The organism is Actinoplanes sp. NBRC 103695 (assembly GCF_030269485.1).
In the GTDB taxonomy this organism is placed as follows: domain Bacteria; phylum Actinomycetota; class Actinomycetes; order Mycobacteriales; family Micromonosporaceae; genus Actinoplanes.
Window position 1 is genome coordinate 23,282 of sequence record NZ_BSTL01000037.1, and the last position, 17,450, is coordinate 40,731.

General features: G+C 72.3%; 6 protein-coding genes. All 6 read right to left on the reverse strand.

Translation table 11 applies throughout. The features are described 5' to 3' along the window. Entirely contained in the window at positions 1 to 744 is a 744-nt protein-coding gene (locus QSK31_RS42025; protein ID WP_285690496.1) for an alpha/beta fold hydrolase, read from the reverse strand. Then, positions 741 to 1,043 carry an acyl carrier protein gene (locus tag QSK31_RS42030; protein WP_285690497.1) on the reverse strand — a complete coding sequence of 101 codons (303 nt, stop codon included), beginning with the start codon at positions 1,041 to 1,043 and terminating at the stop codon, positions 741 to 743. The genes QSK31_RS42025 and QSK31_RS42030 overlap by 4 nt, the downstream gene beginning before the upstream one ends. 22 nt (positions 1,044 to 1,065) lie before the next feature. After that, positions 1,066 to 5,706: a type I polyketide synthase gene (locus QSK31_RS42035; protein ID WP_285690498.1), complete on the reverse strand. Its 4,641-nt coding sequence runs from the start codon at positions 5,704 to 5,706 to the stop codon at positions 1,066 to 1,068. Then, positions 5,703 to 12,731 carry a type I polyketide synthase gene (locus QSK31_RS42040; RefSeq protein WP_285690499.1) on the reverse strand — a complete coding sequence of 2,343 codons (7,029 nt, stop codon included), beginning with the start codon at positions 12,729 to 12,731 and terminating at the stop codon, positions 5,703 to 5,705. The genes QSK31_RS42035 and QSK31_RS42040 overlap by 4 nt, the downstream gene beginning before the upstream one ends. Positions 12,732 to 13,205: 474 nt before the next feature. Beyond that, positions 13,206 to 14,444, reverse strand: coding sequence for a S8 family peptidase (locus QSK31_RS42045; RefSeq protein WP_285690500.1), 1,239 nt, complete (start codon positions 14,442 to 14,444; stop codon positions 13,206 to 13,208). A gap of 535 nt (positions 14,445 to 14,979) precedes the next feature. Further along, positions 14,980 to 17,271 (reverse strand): LuxR C-terminal-related transcriptional regulator, encoded by a 2,292-nt coding sequence (locus QSK31_RS42050; protein ID WP_285690501.1) that lies wholly within the window; start codon positions 17,269 to 17,271, stop codon positions 14,980 to 14,982. Positions 17,272 to 17,450 lie beyond the last annotated feature (179 nt).

The following is a 17,450-nucleotide window of genomic DNA, read 5'->3' on the forward strand; positions in this document are numbered from 1 at the left end:
TCATCCTCCACGGGGGAACTCGGTGTCCAGCCAGGCGGTCACCACGGCCCACACCTCGGTCGGCTGGTCCACCAGCAGGGAGTGTCGCTGGCCGGCGAAGACCTCGGTCCGCGCTGCCGGCAGCAGTCGCCGGGTCGATGGGTCCAGTTCGTAGGCGGGGGACCGCTCGCCGTAGAGACACAGCACCGGGCAGCGGATCGCCGCGAGCGCCGCCGGGTCCGGCAGCCGGCTGGCAGGCAGGTCGTCACGCAGGGTGGTGTCGGCGAGCCGCACACCGCCGGACCGGGGCGCGCTCGTGGCGAGGATCCTCGGCCGGTGGCGCAACCGCTCGCGCAGGCGTGCGAGCCACTCCTCGGTGGGTGGGCTGGACTCCACGGCCACGATCCCGGCGACCCGGTCCGGGTGCCGGGCCGCGTAGGCGTACGCGATCGTGCCGCCGAACGAGTTGCCGAACAGGTGCACCGGCCCGTCGGCCTGGAGGCCGATCAACGCGTCCAGGTCGTCGACGAAGTCGTCCAGGGCGTACCCACTGACCGGGCGCTCGCTGCGCCCGTGCCCCCGCAGGTCCTGCAGCACCACCCGGAACCCGTACTCCACGAGTGGATAGGCAAGGGTGAAGAACCAGCTGGCCATGGTGTCGGCGGCCAGGCCGTGCAGCAGCACCACGGTCGGCGGCCTTCCAGACCTTGCGGGGGCCAGCTCCTGCACGTGCAGGGTGACGCCGTTCGCCTGGACGAAGCTCACCGTGCTCCCTCGGCCGGCACGGGGGTGTTCAGCTCCGCGACGATGTGGTCGACCAGGTGACCGACGCTCAGGTCGCCGATCGAGGCGACGTCGAGCGTGGCGACGAACCGGGCGAAGTTCACGCCGCCGTAGCGGGCCTGCAACCGGCCGGCGAGCGCCACCACGTCGATGCTCTCCATGCCGAGGTCGTCACGGAACGTGCTTTCTGCGGAGACCGGGACGTCCGGCTCGATGTCACCGAGCACGGTCCGCAGGATCTGGGTTACCTCGGCCGTGACGGTGGCGTTGTCGACGGGCATGACGAAGGCTCCTTCAACAGTTTCAGGCTGGGTGGGGGCCCCAGGTCCAGGCGACGATGTAGCGGCGGGGCGGCAGGTCCGGTGGATTGCCGACTTCGCGGTGACTGACGGCGTACGTGCGGGAGCCGGTCCGGACGGTGAGCTCATCGGCGCCGGCGGCGGACACCACGAAGTCCCGTGGCCGCCCGCGCAGGCCGGTGCCCTCGCCCTTGGCCACCGCCTCCTTCGCGGCCCAGAACCGGGCGAACCAGAGGTCCCGTCCTCCGTCCGGGGCGAGCCGGCCGAGCAGGTCCGCTTCGTCCGTGGTGAGCGCGAGGCGGACGGTGCTCTCCTGCGGCGTGGTGATCTCGGCGGCGTCGATGCCGACGCCGGGTGCCTCCCGGTCGGCGCCGGGCGGGTAGGGCCGGGCGATCGCGACCGCCAGGTCGCCGCAGTGCGCCAGCGAGACGTCGCACTCGATCAGTCCGCGATCCTCGCGTACGGCCACTCGTGGGCGCCCGCCGGCGTCGTTGGTGACGGTCAGCTCGATCGGGTAGACGTCGGTGTGCCCGGCTTCCCATTGCCGGAAGCGGACCGCGTCCTTGACGGCGATCCGGCCGAGCAGCCACTGCCTGCGGACCGCCGGCGGCTTGGCGTCGTACTCGGCTCCGCCGGCCGCGCCGAGGATCCCGCGCGCCGCCATGCCACGGGTCACCAGGTCGGTCCAGTACTCGTGGACCAGCGTCCAGCCTTCGGACTGTAGCTGCGACATGGCGTGCCGCTGCGGGAATCGCTCCGCGACCCGGGCAGTCGGGTGGCTGTCGAAGCGGCGGTCGACCACGTCGTCGATCTGCGCCCACACACGGCCGTCCACGATCAACTGGGCGCCGCCGACGATCTGCTCGAAGTCCACCTGCCGGATCCGGGCCACCACCTCGACGGCGGTGCCCGGGGCCGGCGGCGGCCCGAAGAAGCGGACCCGGCCCAGGCGGACGGGTAGCGCCACGGTGCGGTTCGGCTGGGTCGTGATGATCCAGTTGCCGATCAGCTGGAGCGCGTTGTCCAGCAGGGCGCCGGGGACGTCGGGCGCGGTGACCCGCCCGCGGACGTGCATGTCACCGTATGCGTGAACCGCCGTCACCGCTTGGAAGAGCGGGCCGTGAAACATCAGTCGCTCGGCGTACATCCGCTTGGCGCTGATCGTCGGCGGCCGCTCGGTGACAGGCGCGTGCCGCCATACGCCGGCGGGCGGACCCGGATAGGCGGGCGCGAGCTCCACCGTGGAGCGTGCGTAGCCGCCGAAGGCGACGGAGACCTCGCCCGGGCCGGTGGGCTTCACGGTGATCTCGACGTCCTGCGCGGGGACGGCGATCAGCCAGCGGCTGAACCGGGCGTCGCGGATGGCGACCACCCGCATGCCGGGTGCGGCCGCGGCGTCCATCATGTGCTGTGCGACCGTGGTGGCCGGAACCACCGGCCAGCGGTCCTCGGCGTCCGGCCAGTCCGGCGGTTGCGCGAAGAAACAGTGATCCATCAGGTACGGCATGTCGGTCATCGACACCCGCAGGACCGACCGGCGACCGGCGACCGGCAGCCGGGCGGGGATCGCCGGTTGCGTAACGGCGGTCCCGTTGCCGGGTTGCGTGCCGGCGGCGGATCGAGCGCCGTCGGCCGGCGACACCCGACCGGCCGGTGGGGCACCGTTCACCGGCCGGGTCGTTCCGGTGAGCATGGTGACCGCGTCGGTGGCCGTCTCGGTCAGCAGCGCCGCCAGTTCCGCCGCCGCGCTGGAGTGTCCGGCGAGCCGGCCGAGGGCGTCGAGCATCGCGGCCCCTTCGGTACTCCCGGCGAGAGCCGGCGCCGTTCCGGACGCAGGGGCACCGGCGGGCATGCGCGCCGGACCGGCCGCAGAGGCAGGCGGGCGGGCTGGACCTGACGCGGACATCGGTGCGCGCGCCGGGATCGCCGCGGACGGCAGCCGCGCCGGGCTGGACGGGCTGATGCCGAGGATTTGCGCCGCGTCCGCGCCCATCGAGATCTGGGGCCCGCCGAGATCGAGCGGGAACGCCGGCCCGCGCTTGGCGCCCGGCTCGACAATGCGCGCACCCGCCGGCACGGATCGCCCCGGTTCGGCATCGAGCGCTGCGAAGTCGGGCGACGCACCCTCCACCCACAGCGCCGCCGCGACCCGCCGCAGCTGGTCGAGGCCGGAGCGCCGGGCCACGTTGACCGCCATCGCCAGGTGCGGGCGGCCGTGCAGGTTGTCGCCGATCAACGAGGCCAGCTGCCCGGCTCCGACCTGTAGGAAGACCCGAAAACCCGCGTCGTGCATGGCGGCCACGGTGGACCGGAAGCGCACCGTGGTGACCATGTGCCGCACGAATGTCTCGCTGATCCGCGCCGGATCGGCCGGGAACGGCGCGGCCAGCGTCGCGGACCACACCGGAAGGCCGCCCGGTCTGATCTCGAATCGGCCCAGCGCCGCGGCGATCGCACGCAGCCCGGGCTCGAAGGCCGGGGTGTGGAATGCCGAGCGGAACGGCAACGCCTGGCACATGATCCGGCGGTCCCGCAGGTCCTCGACGAGCCGGTCGATCAGCTCGCGGGGGCCGTTGACCACGCTTTGTGCGGGAGCGTTGTCGTGCGACAGCACCACGCCGGGATAGTCCGGGAGCAGCGGCGTGACCTGGTCGGCGCCGGCGCCGATCGCGGCGAATGCGTAGCCGGCCACCTCGACCGACGAGGCTTCGAACGCCCGTAGGAACTCGTCCACGCCACCGGCGCCGATCAGCCCACTGACCCGTGCGGCGGTCCATTCGCCGAGGCTGTGTCCGGCGTACGCGTCGGGGTGGATGTTGATCTTCTTGAGTGCGATGTCGAGCAGCACGCCGGCCTCGACCAGTCCGGTGCCGTGCTGTCCGAGATCGGCGGCCGACCATTCGCGGTCCGGCAGTCCGAAACGTTCGGCGATGTCGGCCGTGCGCGGCGCGAACTCGGCCTCGACGCCGGGGAATACGAACATCACTTTGCCGCCGCCCGCGTCCAGCAACGGGCGCGGAGTGAACCAGATGTCGCGTCCGCCCCGCCACGGCTCGCTGCGGCGTACCATCCGGCGGGCGATGGCGAGGCGCTGCTCGGTGGGATTCACGACGGCCAGCCGGCACGGCCCGTCGCCCGGCGTGTCACCGGGGCGGTCGAGCAGCCGGTCCAACGCCTCCGGGTCGGCGGCCGCCAGGCGCAGCACCCGTTCGGGCTCGGTGATCACCACACGGGCGCGCGTGGGGGCCGGCGCCTTCCATTGTTCGAGGATCACGTGGGCGTTGATGCCGCCGAAGCCGAACGCGTTGACGCCGGCGCGGCGCGGCCCCTCCCATGCCGCCGCCTTGTTGATGGTCGTGAAGCGGGTGGCGGCCAGTTCCTTGCGGGGGTTGTCGACGTGCAGCGTGGGCAGCAGCACGCCATGGTGCACGGCGAGGGCCGCCTTGATCAGTCCGGCGATGCCGGCGGCCGGCATCGCATGCCCGATCATCGACTTGACCGAGCCGATCACCGCGCGCGGGCCGCCCCGGTGCGGTCCGAAGACCTCCGCCAGCGTGTTCAGCTCGGCCGCGTCCCCGGTCGGGGTGGCCGTTCCGTGCGCTTCGAGGAGTCCGAGCGCGTCCGGCGCCTGCGGGTCCTGGCCCGCGGCCTGCCAGGCCCGCCGGATGGCGAGCGCCTGCCCCGAGCTTGCCGGGTTGAACATGCTGGCGGAGCGGCCGTCGCTGGAGACGCCGGTGCCGCGGATCACCGCGTAGATCCGGTTGCCGTCGCGTTCCGCGTCGGCAAGTCGTTTGAGCACGACAACCCCGGTGCCCTCGCCGATCAGCAGTCCGTCGGCGCTCGCGTCGAAGGGCCGGATCCGGCCCTGCCGGGAGAGTGCGCCGAGCTGGCTGAAGACCGACCAGAAGCTGATGTCGTGCACGTGGTGCACGCCCCCGGCCAGCACCGCGTCGAGCTTGCCCGCGGCCAGCTCGGAGATGCCCTGGTCGACGGCCAGCAGCGACGAGGCGCAGGCGGCGTCCACGGTGTACGCCGGGCCGCGCAGGTTGAGCCGGTTCGCCACCCGGGAGGCGGCCAGGTTCGGCACCAGGCCGATCAGCCCCTCCGGCTGGCATGGGCCGAGTTGCTCGTCGAAGCGCCGCCGGACCGCCTCGATCTGCTGATCGGTGACCGACGGGATCAGCTCGCGCAGGATCTGGATGACCTGGGTGGGCAGCCGGACCCGTTGGGCGTGCCGGGCCTGGCCGGGACTGAGCGTGCCGCCGCGGCCGATGATCACGCCGATCCGGTCGGCGGCGGGCATCCGCTCGGCGCCGCCGGCGTCGCGGATCGCGGCTGCCGCGACGTCGAGCATGAGCAGCTGGTCGGGTTCGATGTCGGTGACCGAGTTCGGCATGATGCCGTAGCTCAGTGGCTGGAACGTGGCGAACTCGTCGACTATCCCGCCGCGGTTGCAGTAGAGGCGGTCGGGCCGGTGCGCTTGGTCGGGATCGTAGTGCGGCCCGCCCCACCGGCCGGCCGGCACCTCGGTGATCGCGTCCCGGCCCTCGGTCAGGTTGCGCCAGTAGGTGGCCAGGTCTCCCGCTCCGGGCAGGATCGCGGCCATGCCGACGATCGCGGTCGGCTGTTGCACGCCGGAGTTCACTCTCGCCATCCTGCGGCCGTGTAGACGACCGACCCGGCCTCGCCCCAGGCGAGCTCGCGTAGCAGGCTGAGCGCGCCCTCCTCGGGGTCGATCAGGTCGATGCCCCGGCGGGCGTACGCCTGCATCAGCTCGGGGGTGACCATGCCGCCGTGCCCGGCGCCGGGCGCCCATGGTCCCCAGTGGATGGTGACCAGCCGGTGCCCGGTGGAGCCGGCCCACCGTTCGCCGAGCGAGTCCAGCGCGTCGTTGGCGGCGGCGTAGTCACTCTGCCCGCGATTGCCGTAGGCGGCGGCGATGCTGCCGAAGAGCACCACGAACGCGGGCTGCGCCGCGCACTCGGTGAGCGCGCAGAGCACGGTCGCGGCCCCGTCGACCTTGGTCCGGTAGACCCGGTTGAACGATTCCGGGTCCTTGTCGGCGATCAGCTTGTCCTCGATGATCCCGGCCGCGTAGACGACGCCGTCGATCCGTCCGTACTCGTCGTGGATCTTCGTGATCAGCTGCCGGGTGGCCTCCGCGTCGCGGACGTCGACGGCGTGATAGTTGACCGCGGCACCCAGGTCGCGCAGCTCGGCGATGGTCGCCTCGACCTCGCGGGCGGCGAGCACGGCGCCGGCCACCCGGTCGATCTCGGCCGGCGAGCGCATGCCTCGCCGCGCCAGTTCCGACCGTAGCGCCGCCTTGTCCATTCCGGCGGGCAGGTCCGGCCCGGCCGGGCCATCATGCAGAGGGGTACGGCCCACCAGTTCGATCCGGCACCGCGCGGCCGACGCGAGCACCCGCGCGAACCAGGGTGTGATGCCCCGCGCGCCGCCCACCAGCACCATGACCGAGTCGGGGCCGAGCCCGAGCGCACGGGCCTCGGCGGCTCCGTCGCCGGCCGGGCCGGCGCCGCCGTCGGCCAGCGCCCCCAGGCCCTGCGGTTCCAGGTCGTCGCGGAACCGGCTGGCCGGCCCGCGCCGGACCACCGGCACGGTGGCGGTCTCCCCCAGTTCCGCCAGCAGCAGCGGCGCGACGGCGTCGTCCTCGACCGTGGCGTCGACCTCGACCCAGCGGACCGTCGCCGAGGGGTACTCCCGGGCGATGGTGCGGAACAGGCCGCGCAGCCCGTCGGTGCGGGTGCCCGGCCGCCCGGCGGCGAGGATCCAGCGCGCCCCGCCGGCCAGGGCCCGCCGCAGCAACGGGAAGGCGCCGGGCAGGATCGGTGCACCCGTCCCGGACAGACCGTCGAGCAGAACGACCCCGTCGACGTCCTGATCATCGCCCGTGATGACGGCCGCGCCGGCCTCGGCGAGCAGGCCGGCGAGCGCACCGCATGCGGCCGAGCCGCCGGTGACCAGGAAGCGGGCGCCCGCCAGTGCCGCCGTGCCGCCGTGCCCCTCGGCGGCACGCCACACCGGGACGAGCCGCTGCGGTGCGATGCCCGCGCCGGCGTCCGCCGGCGCGGGCTCAAAAAAATCCGGCGCCCCCGCCGTGGCCGCAGCAGGGGCCCCGTTGATGCGCCCGTCCAGCCAGTCGACCATCGCGCGCACGGTGCGGGCGCGGACCAGATCCTCCAGTTCGGTCTCGTCACTGCCGCCGGCGAGACCGAGGCGGGTGACGACCTCACCGGCTACCTCGGCCCGCTTGATCGAGTCGATGCTGAGGTCGGCCTCCAGATCCAGGTCCAGCTCGATCAGCTCGGCCGGGTAGCCGGTACGGTCGCTGATCACCGTCAGCACGGCGCTGTGCACATCTAGCGCGGCGCCGGCCACCGCGACGCCGGTCCCGGGAGCCGCGGTAAGGGCCGCCACATCCGCGCCCGCGCCGTTGATGCGGCTGTCGAGCCAGCCGACCATGGCGCGAACCGTGCGGGCGCGGACCAACTCCTCCAGCTGAGCCTCGTCGCCGTCGACTGTGAGGCCGAGCCGGGTGGCCACCTCACCGGCTACCTCGGCCCGCTTGATCGAGTCGATGCTGAGGTCGGCCTCCAGATCCAGGTCCAGCTCGATCAGCTCGGCCGGGTAGCCGGTACGGTCGCTGATCACCGCGAGCACCGCGTACTGCACGTCGAAGGCCGGGCGCAGCGCCGGGATCGGCATCGCCGCAGGCGCCGGCGAGACCGGAGCGGCCGCCGCTTCCGCGATGATCTCGGGCACCAGCATCGCCGGCATGCTCTCGGCGCTCGGGTACGCCGCGATCGGCTGTCGTCCGAGGAACGCGAGCATCACCTCCCGCTGCGAGGTGATCAGCTCGCGGGTGGTCCGCAGGTAGTCGGCGAGCAACGCGCCGGGACCGTCCGCGGCCGGCTGGCTGGTGGTTGTCATCAGAATCTCCTCGGAGATGCGTCGGGCCGGCCGGAGACCGCCCGGCAGGCAGGCACCGTTCGGGTCACGTACGAGGTGGCCGTCGACCGTCCACACCGGACGCGGCGGGCCGTCCGGGCGTGTCGCCGGGGCGGAGCGGCCGTGGAACAGCCAGCCGGTGTTCACCGGCACGCCGGCGCAGGCGAGCCGGCCGATCGCGAGCAGCAGGGCAGTCAGGCCGTCGGCGGAGCGGCCGTCGACAGCGACGGCGAGGTGGTCACGGTCACCGAGGACGGCGCCGACCAGCCCGGTGAGGACCTGGCCGGGGCCGGCCTCGACGAAGACTCGGGCGCCACCGGCGTACATCGCCTCGATCTGGTCGACGAAGCGGACCGGCGCGGCGATCTGGGCGGCCAGTTCCGCGCGTACGCCGTCGGCATCGGACGGGTAGATCGCGGCCGTACGGTTGGCCCAGACCTCCCCGGCTGGGGAAGCGATCGTGCTCTCCGCCAGCACCCGCGCGAAGCTCTCGCTCCCGGCCGCGACCACCGGGCTGTGGAAGGCACAGGCGACCGGAATGGCACGTGCCGTCAGCCCGGCCGCCGTCAGCGCCGCGGTGGCCGCCTTGACCGCCGCGGTGGCGCCGGAGATCACGGTCTGCGCGGGCGCGTTGTGGTTGGCCACCACCACAGCGCCGGCCATGCCGGCGGCGGTGAGCACCTGCTCGATCTGCGACGGCGTGGCGCTGACGGCGGCCATCGTGCCGGGATCGTCGCCGGCGGCGGCCAGGATGGCGGCGGCCCGCTCCCGGCTCAGGGCGAGCAGCGTAGCCGGGTCGAACGCGCCGGAGACGCAGAGCGCGACCAGTTCGCCGTAGCTGTGCCCGGCGGCCAGGTCGGGACGCACGCCGACGCGGCGCAGCAGGTGGTCGACGGCGAGCCCGCCGACGCCCAGGGCCGGCTGCGCGTTGCGGGTGTCCCGGAGCAGATCCTTCTGGGCCTGCTCGGCCTCGGCGCCGAAGGCGGTCGGCGGGAACAACAGATCCGCCCAGTCCCGGCCGAGGTCCAGGTAGTGGTGCAGCTCGGGAAAGGCGACGAAGAGGTCGGCGAGCGCGCCCGGCCGCTGGCTGCCCTGGCCGGGGAAGAGGAACGCGACCCGGCCGGGGTCACCGGTGTGCTCGGGCGGCTGGATCAGGCCATGTCGTGGGCTGTCGTCGCCGGCCAGGGCCCGGCCGAGCAGCGTGGTCAGCTCGTCGACGTCGTGCGCGACCACGGCGATCCGCACCGGACCCGTGCGGGCGTCCGACTCCGCCGCCCACCGAGCCGCCAGCTCCCGCAGCGACGCCGCCCGCTGACCGGCCCGCTCCACCAGCCGCCGCACGCCGCGATGCGCGGCTTCCCGGTCGGCGCCGCGGAAGCAGAACAGCTCGGCCGGCCAGTCCTGCCGGGCGTGCCGTGGCCTTGCGCCGGCCGGGTGCGCGGCCAGCACCGCGTGGAAGTTGGTGCCGCCGAAGCCGAATGCGCTGACCGCGGCCACCCGTTCAGCAGCCGGCGCAGCCCAGGGGCGCGCCTCGGTGTGGAAGACGAACGGGCTGCGGTCGGCCGACCAGGCCGGGTTGGGCCGGGACAGGTTGATCGTCGGTGGCTTGATCCCGTGGTGCAGCGCGAGCGCCGCCTTGATCACCCCGGCCAGGCCCGCCGCGCACTTGGTGTGCCCGATCTGCGACTTGACCGAGCCGAGAGCGCACGAACCGGGTTCGGCGCCCTCCTCGGTGTAGAGCCGCGTCAGCGTCTCCAGCTCGGTGCGGTCGCCGACCACCGTCCCCGTGCCGTGTGCCTCGACCAGGCCCACCTCGCGGGGGCTGATCCCGGCCATCGCGTACGCCCGGTCCAGTGCCCGCCGCTGCCCTTCGGCGCGCGGCGCGGTGAGGCCGAGCGCCCGGCCGTCGCTGGCGCCGCCCAGTCCCTTGATCACCGCGTAGACACGGTCGCCGTCGCGTTCGGCGTCAGCGACCCGCTTGAGGACCACGGTGGCGACACCCTCGCCGAGCGCGATCCCGTCGCCCGAGCTGTCGAAGGTGCGGCAACGGCCGGTCGGCGAGAGCGCGTGTGCCGAGGTGAACATCAGGTAGTCGTTGATGCCGTTGTGCAGATCGGCGCCCCCGCAGATCATCAGGTCGCTGCCGCCGGTGGCCAGTTCCTTGCAGGCGGCGTCGAGCGCGGCGAGCGAGGAGGCGCAGGCGGCGTCCACGGTGAAGTTGGGGCCCCCGAGGTCGAGCCGGTTGGCGACCCGTCCGGCGATGACGTTGGCCAGCACGCCGGGGAAGGAGTCCTCGGTGATCACCGGCAGCTGCTCGTCCAGCTGGGCCGGCAGTTCGCCGATGTACGCCGGGAGCAGCGCCCGCAGCGACGTGGCGCCGGCCAGGTCGCCGCCGGCCTCCGCGCCGAAGACCACCCCGGTGCGGGAGTGGTCGGCGCCGGCCGCGTCGTACGCGTACCCGGCGTCGGCGAGCGCCTGCTGCGACACCTCCAGGGCGAGCAGCTGAGTGGGGTCGATGCTGGCCAGAGCGGAGGGTGGAATGCCGTACCGGATGGCGTCGAACGGCACCGGGTCGATGAAGCCGCCCCACCGGGAGACGCTGATCCGGCCGGCCTGGCCGGGACCTACCTCGGGGGCGTAGTAGGTGCCGGCGTCCCAGCGATCGGCGGGGACCTCGGTGACCGCGTCGGCCCCGCTGAGGATCGTGCGCCAGTAGCCCGGCAGGTCGGCGGATCCGGGGAACACGCACGCCATGCCGATGATCGCGATGTCCAGCGGGTCGGCCACGGCGACCGGCTCCTCGTCCGGTTCGGCGACCCGCGCGGCCAGCAGCCGCCGCGCGCCCTCGGTGACGTCGGCGTGCAGATCGGCGACGGTGGTGACCGTGTCGCGGAGCACCGCCACCTGGCCGGCCATGAAGAGCCCGTCCTGGGCCTGCCCGGCCTCGTCGACCGCGACCAGGTGGCCGTCGTGACGGCGCAGGCCCTTGCTGGCCAGCCGCAGCCGGCCGACGTTGAGCATCTCCAGCTTCTCCCAGATCTGCCGGTGCTCCACCCCGGCGTCCTCGAGGCCGCTGCGCAGCTCGTGGAAGTCGTCGACGAAACGGGTCCGCAGGCAGCGGGTGGCGTGCCCGGGCGCGGTCTCCAGCAGGGCGGTCCGCTCGGCCCGGATCGCCTCGCGTTGGAAGAGTGGCTGGATCGCGCCGTGCCTCACCGCCTCCTCGGTGAACAGGTACGCCGTACCCATCAGCACGCCGATCCGCACCCCGCGCCGGGCCAGCGGCGCGGCGAGTGCGGCCACCATCGCCGCCGACCGCGCGTCGTGGACGCCCCCGGCGAAGAAGACCTGGATCTCGGTGTTCCCGTTGTCCTCCAGGAATTCCTCGAGCACCGTGAGCTGCGCCTCCCAGAGCGGGAAGCTTGCCCGGGGGCCGACATGTCCGCCGCACTCGGCGCCCTCGAAGACAAACCGTCGCGACCCGGCCTGCAGGAACTGCCGTAGCAGGCCGGGCGAGGGTACGTGCAGGAAGGTGCGGATGCCCTCGTCCTCCAGGACTTTCGCCTGCGCGGGTCGGCCGCCGGCGATGATCGCGTAGGCGGGGCGGAGCCGCCGGATCACCTCCATCTGCCCGGCGCGGGTCTCGTCGGGGGCGAAGCCGAGAACGCCGACGCCCCACTTGTGGTCGCCGAGGGCCGCGGCCGCGCCAGTGAGCATCTGCTCGGTGCGGCGCGCGTCGGCAAGCGCCAGCGCCAGGAATGGCAGGCCCCCGGCCTCCGCCACGGCGGCGGCGAAGCCCGGCTCGTCGCTGACCCGCGTCATCGGACCCTGGGCGACCGGCAGGTCGATGCCGAGCGCCTCGGCGAGCGGGCCGCCGGGGGCGAGCAGGGCTGCCGCGGTCTCGTCGGTCGCGGCCGACCGGATCGCCCCGAGGACCGCGCGGACAGCGGCGCCGGTGTCGGCCCAGCGGCGGGCGTATCCGGCGGCGAGGACGCCGTCCGGCCCGATGCCGAGCAGGTCGCCGCGCAGGCTCCGCAGCCCGCGCAGTCCGGCGGCGATGACGGTCTCCGTGCCGTCCATGCGCGCGACCGCGGCGCGCGCATCGTCGGGTAGGTCGGCCTCGGGCATGAGCAGAAGTTGGCTGTCGAGAACGACGCCGGCCGCACCGCCGGTGACGGCGGCCGCGGCGGTCCGCGGGCCGATGCCGCCGGCCGCCCATACGGGCAGGTCGCCGACGCCCGCGGCGATCAGGCGTTGCAGCAGGACGAAGGTGCTCAGGTCGCTGACCCGGCCGGCGGATTCCATGCCGCGGGCGATCAGACCGTGTGCCCCCGCGTCGGCGGCCCGGTGGGCCTCGTCGACGCTGGTGACCTCGACCAGCACGGTGTGCTCGGCGGTCAGGCCGGCGACCGGCCAGGCGGAGTCGGCGGTGAGCACGACGACCGCGAGGTGGCCGCCGGTGGCGTTCAGCACGTCCCCGGAGGTGGCCGCGCACTGTGCCGGGACGCGCACCCCGACCGGCCCGCCGGCGAGGGCGGCGGCCTGCCGTAGCAGACGCAGCGACCAGGGGGCACCGGTGTCCAGGTCCAGTACGGCCGTGGCGCCCGCCGAGGTGGCAGCGGCGGCCAGGTATGGGCTCGGCTCGATCCCTGACCCCCCGGTGAGGACCAGAACGGGCTCGAACGGTGGGGACGAGGTGCTCATCAGACTCCCGCTTCGTGGGCAGGGTACAGCGAACCGGACGGCGCACAGATCGACGCATTGACATGCGCGGATCTAACGCTGCGTGAAGCGTAAGGGCGGCCGGTTACGGTGCCGTAAACAAAGTCGATGAACAAAGTCAACTTTCCACCCGGCGACAGGCGCCGTGGAGCAGCACTTATATCGCCTATGATCGCAGCGCCATACCGTCATGCAGATGACACCAGAGTATTGGTTGCTGAAAGCAATGAAGCCCGAAGTCACTCTAGGTTAGTGACACCTGAATGGCCTCGATGCTTACCCGCTGGTAGCACCGCTCTTGATCAAGCACGCCCGGTGAGCGATGGTCTACTCGCGGTCATGAATCCCGTCGCGGTGCCACGACACGGTGAACACGCGCCCGTCCACACCGGACGCAGGGGTCCGGGAACGACGACGCCCCGGCCGCAAGCGGCCGGGGCGTCGCGATCGATGGACTCAGTTGACGACGTAGAGGAGGCGGTTCGGGGTACCGGTGCCCGGGTTGGTCACCACACCGGTGGTCGCGTTAGCGGTCAGGAAGGAGGAGACCTGCGCCGGGGTATACGAGGAATTGGCCTGCAGCACCAGCGCCGCCGCGCCGACGACGTGCGGAGTGGCCATCGACGTGCCGCTGATCGTGTTCGTCGCGGTGGTGCTGGAGTACCACGACGACGTGATGTTCACGCCCGGCGCAAGGATGTCGACGCAGGTGCCGAAGTTCGAGAAGCTGGCGGCGGCGTCGTTGTTCTGTGTCGCGCCCACGGTGATCGCCGTCGGCACCCGCGCCGGCGAATAGTTGCAGGCGTTCTGCCGGCGGCCCAGGATGTTGCCGTTGCCGGCCGCGACGCCGTAGGTGACACCCGAGGAGATCGAGGCAGCCACCGCGTTGTCGATGGTCGTGCTCGCCCCACCGCCGAGGCTCATGTTGGCAACGGCCGGCTTGATCGCGTTGCTGGTCACCCAGTTGATGCCGCCGACCACTCCGGCGGTCGTCCCGCTGCCCGAGCAGTTCAGCACGCGTACGCCAACCAGGAGGACGCCTTTGGCCACGCCGTAGGTCGAGCCGCCGACCGTGCCGGCGACGTGGGTGCCGTGGCCGTTGCAGTCGGTGGCGTTGCTGTCGTTGTCGACGAAGTCGTAGCCGCTGGTCGCCCGGCCCCCGAACTCGCTATGGCTGGTCAGGATGCCGGTGTCGATGATGTAGGCGTGCACGTTAGGCCCCGTACTGGGGTAGGTGTACGTCGTGCTGAGCGGCAGATTGCGCTGATCTATCCGGTCCAGGCCCCAAGTGGCGCCGGACTGGGTTCCGGTGGTCGAGAAGACCTGGTCCTGCTCGACGTACGACACGTCAGGGTCGGCGGCGAGCCGCTTCGCGGCCGACTCGCTCATCCGGGCGGCGAATCCGGTGACCGCCGCGCCGTACACCTGACTGACCGCGCCGCCGTAGGAGCGGATCAGTGCGGTCGCCTTCGAACTGACCGCCGCGCCGCGTGCGGGTCCTCGCGCGGCGACCGAGTTGTCCTTCAAGATGACCAGGTAGCTTCCGGAAACGGCGTTGGCGACACCGGCGAGCCGGATATCGCCGGTCGGCGCGGCGGCCGCCGGAGCCGCGCCGACCGTCGCGACCGTCGCGACCGCGAACACCGTGGACAGAACGATGGAGACCACTCGCTGGACGGGAAAACGTGGGGGCATCTGGTTCTCCTACTCAGGATCACGCCCGGCCCAGCACGGCATCGTCGCATAGCGGCCCGGAGCAACAGCCGGTCGCGTCTGCAATCCCATAGACGCAGAACGATCGGTCAATGCCTGAATCGTAGTCAAGTCGGGGCGAGCCGGTGAGATAACGGTTCATCTATATCGACTCATCGAGGCAATTGCCGTCCGGCAACTGTTCACCGTGGACACATGGGCTGCGCTGGGGGTGTCGTGCGGCCCGCCGGGCCGGGGCGGATTCGTGGCCAGGTACCAGGTTGCGTTGTCCGGCAGGACGGCCGGGTCGGCCGGGTCGGTGGTCGCGACCACGAGGCGGGTGTTTCCGTCGGGTCCCCATCAGCCGAGCTGGGCGTCGGTGGCCCACCAGGTTTCAGGGTGCCCGTCACGGAATTTTCGCTGGACCGGGTGCCGGCCGCGGGGATCGCAGGGCCGCCCCACGGCACGGCCCGGGCGGCGTCCTGCCGCACCGGTCCCACGGTGCCGTCTGACGACCCGGTACGCCGGCCTCAGCGAGCTACTCGGAAGTGTCTGGCGCGCGTTGAGCCGCGATCCAGCCGGCGACCTGGGTTCGCGAAGTGAAGCCGAGTTTGGTCAGGATGTTGCGGACGTGACTCTCCACCGTGCGCTCGGAGATGAACAGCCGGGTGCCGATCTCCTTGTTGCTCCGACCGTCGGCCACGAGCCGCGCGACATCGAGTTCGCGCCGGCTGAGAGTGCCCGGGTTCGATTGGACTGCCGGCGCTGTTGCGATGGGTGCGCGCAGGGCGAGCCTTACCGCAGCCTCTCGGCTCAGTTGCCGGCCGGCGTGATAGGCCGAGTTGAAGGTCGCCACACCGAGCGCTGCGGTGGCTGACCGGGTGGCCAGCGCCAGCGCCGGCGCCACGCTCGGGAGGACAGTGGCTCCGATCTCGGCGCGGAGGCTCTCCATCGCGCCGAGAAGTTTCGCGGCCGGCTGCGGCCTTCGGTCGGCCGCGGCGCAGCACCCGAGCGCGCCGAGGAGGTAGCACTGCGCCACCCGGTCGTCGATCTCGTGGGCGATCCGCAGGCCTTCGGTAAGCCACTGCTCGGCATCCCTGAAGGCGCCCGATCGGAGCGCGGCATAGCCCTGGTTCATCAACATCATGCCGAGGCTGTAGAAGTCGCCGGTCTCACGGCTGAGCCGGGCGCCTTCGGCGGCCGCCGTCGTGGCCGCGGCGAGGTCACCGTCGGCAAGGCTCTTGAGTGCCTGGGCCTGGTACGTCATGAGGGAGGTGCCCGGATCGTTCAGCGTGCCGGCGATGGCCCGGGCTTGATCGAGAAGTCGTTGTGCGGACCCCTGGTCGCCGCGCCCGGTAGCGGCGATCGACGCCATGGCGAGAATCTGCGACAGCGCGTCCGGCCGTCCGGCCGCGCGGGCCACGGTCACACCACGATCGAGTACGCGGGTTGCCGCATCCTTGTCGTTCTGGATCACGCCCAGGAAGCCCCGCGCGAAATACGTCCAGGGATCGCCGACGTGGCCCGTCAGTAACTCGTCGAGCCAGCGCACCCCCTCGGTCGTCGCACGGGTGATCCAGTACCAGATGAGAGCCGTCGCCACGCCGGCCGCGCGGTGGAGGTCGTCACGGTCGATGCACGTTCGCAGTGCGGCCCGGATATTGTCGATCTCCAGGTCCAGCCACGCCAGCGACGGCAGCAGGCGGTACCGGCCGGTCACGGCGAACTGCTGACATCGGTCCAGGTAGTAGTCGGCGCAGCGCAGCTCCACGGCATCCTCGTCGCCGGACTCACGCAGCTTGCGCCGCGCATACTCTCGCATCGTTTCGGGCAACCGGTAGCAGGCGAGCCCGGCGGCATCCTCCTTACTCAGAAACGACTTGTCCAGCAATGCTGACAACAGGTTCAGCGCCTGGGCTGCCGGCAGGTCGTCGGCGCAGCAGACGGCTTCCGCATCATCGAGCGTGAATCTGCCGGCGAACACACACAGCCGCATCAACAATGTCTGCTCGGCCGGTGTGAGCAGGTTGTAGCTCCACTCGGTCGCGGTGTACAGGGTTTGGTGGCGTGGCAGCGCCGCCCGGTTGCCGCCGGTGAGCAGCTCGAACCGGTCACTCAGCCGATCGCGGATCTGCTCAAGGCTCAGCGCCCGGGTCCGCACCGCCGCCAGCTCGATGGCCAGCGGCAGTCCGTCCAGCCGCCGGCACACGTCGACCACGGCAGCCCGGTTCGCCTCGGTCAGCTCGAAGCGGCCCGTCGCCGCGGCAGCCCGCACGACGAACAGCCGGACCGCGTCGTTCAGGCCCGTCCGGGCGAGTGGCTCGGCGTGCGACGGCAGATCCAGCGGCGGCACCGGCAGCACATGCTCGCCCGCCACCGACAGCGGTTCCCGGCTGGTCGCGACCACGCGTACTCCCGGCGCGGCTCGGAGCACCTCATCGGCCAGCCGCGCCGTCGCGTCGAGCAGGTGCTCGCAGTTGTCGAGCACCAGCAGCAGTTCCCTGTCCCGCAGGTACGACCGCAGCAGATCCACCGGCTCGGTCGAGGCCTGGTCACGCAGGTCGAAAGCGGCCATCACCGCATTCGGCACCAGCACCGGGTCCCGGACGTCGGCCAGTTCCACCAGCCAGGCGCCGCCGGGGAGAATCCGCCCGAGATCAGCGGCAATCCGGACCGCCAGGCGCGTCTTGCCCACCCCGCCGGGGCCGACCAGGCTGACCAGGCGCGCGGCGGTCAGCAGCCTCCTGGCCTCCGCCAACTCGGCACGGCGGCCGACGAAGCTCAACGTTTCGGCAGGCAGGTTGCCGGATCGTCGGGCAGACGCGGCCATGCCCCGAAGGTACTACGACCGCCACTGATTCGATCTTGCAGGTCGGGTTCAGTACTGACTCCGTACTGCCACGGATGGCCACGCCCGGCACCGTCCCTACCGTGGCGGACATGCCAGTTCAGCGTCCGGTCCAGCGAGTCGAGATCAGCTTCGTCGATGCACCACCGACGGCCGCCGCA

Excerpts from the sequence above, each read along its gene's own strand:
- QSK31_RS42030 (WP_285690497.1), bottom strand. The coding sequence starts at position 1,043 with ATGCCCGTCGACAACGCCACCGTCACGGCCGAGGTAACCCAGATCCTG.
- QSK31_RS42040 (WP_285690499.1), bottom strand. The coding sequence starts at position 12,731 with ATGAGCACCTCGTCCCCACCGTTCGAGCCCGTTCTGGTCCTCACCGGG.
- QSK31_RS42045 (WP_285690500.1), bottom strand. The coding sequence starts at position 14,444 with ATGCCCCCACGTTTTCCCGTCCAGCGAGTGGTCTCCATCGTTCTGTCC.
- QSK31_RS42050 (WP_285690501.1), bottom strand. The coding sequence starts at position 17,271 with ATGGCCGCGTCTGCCCGACGATCCGGCAACCTGCCTGCCGAAACGTTG.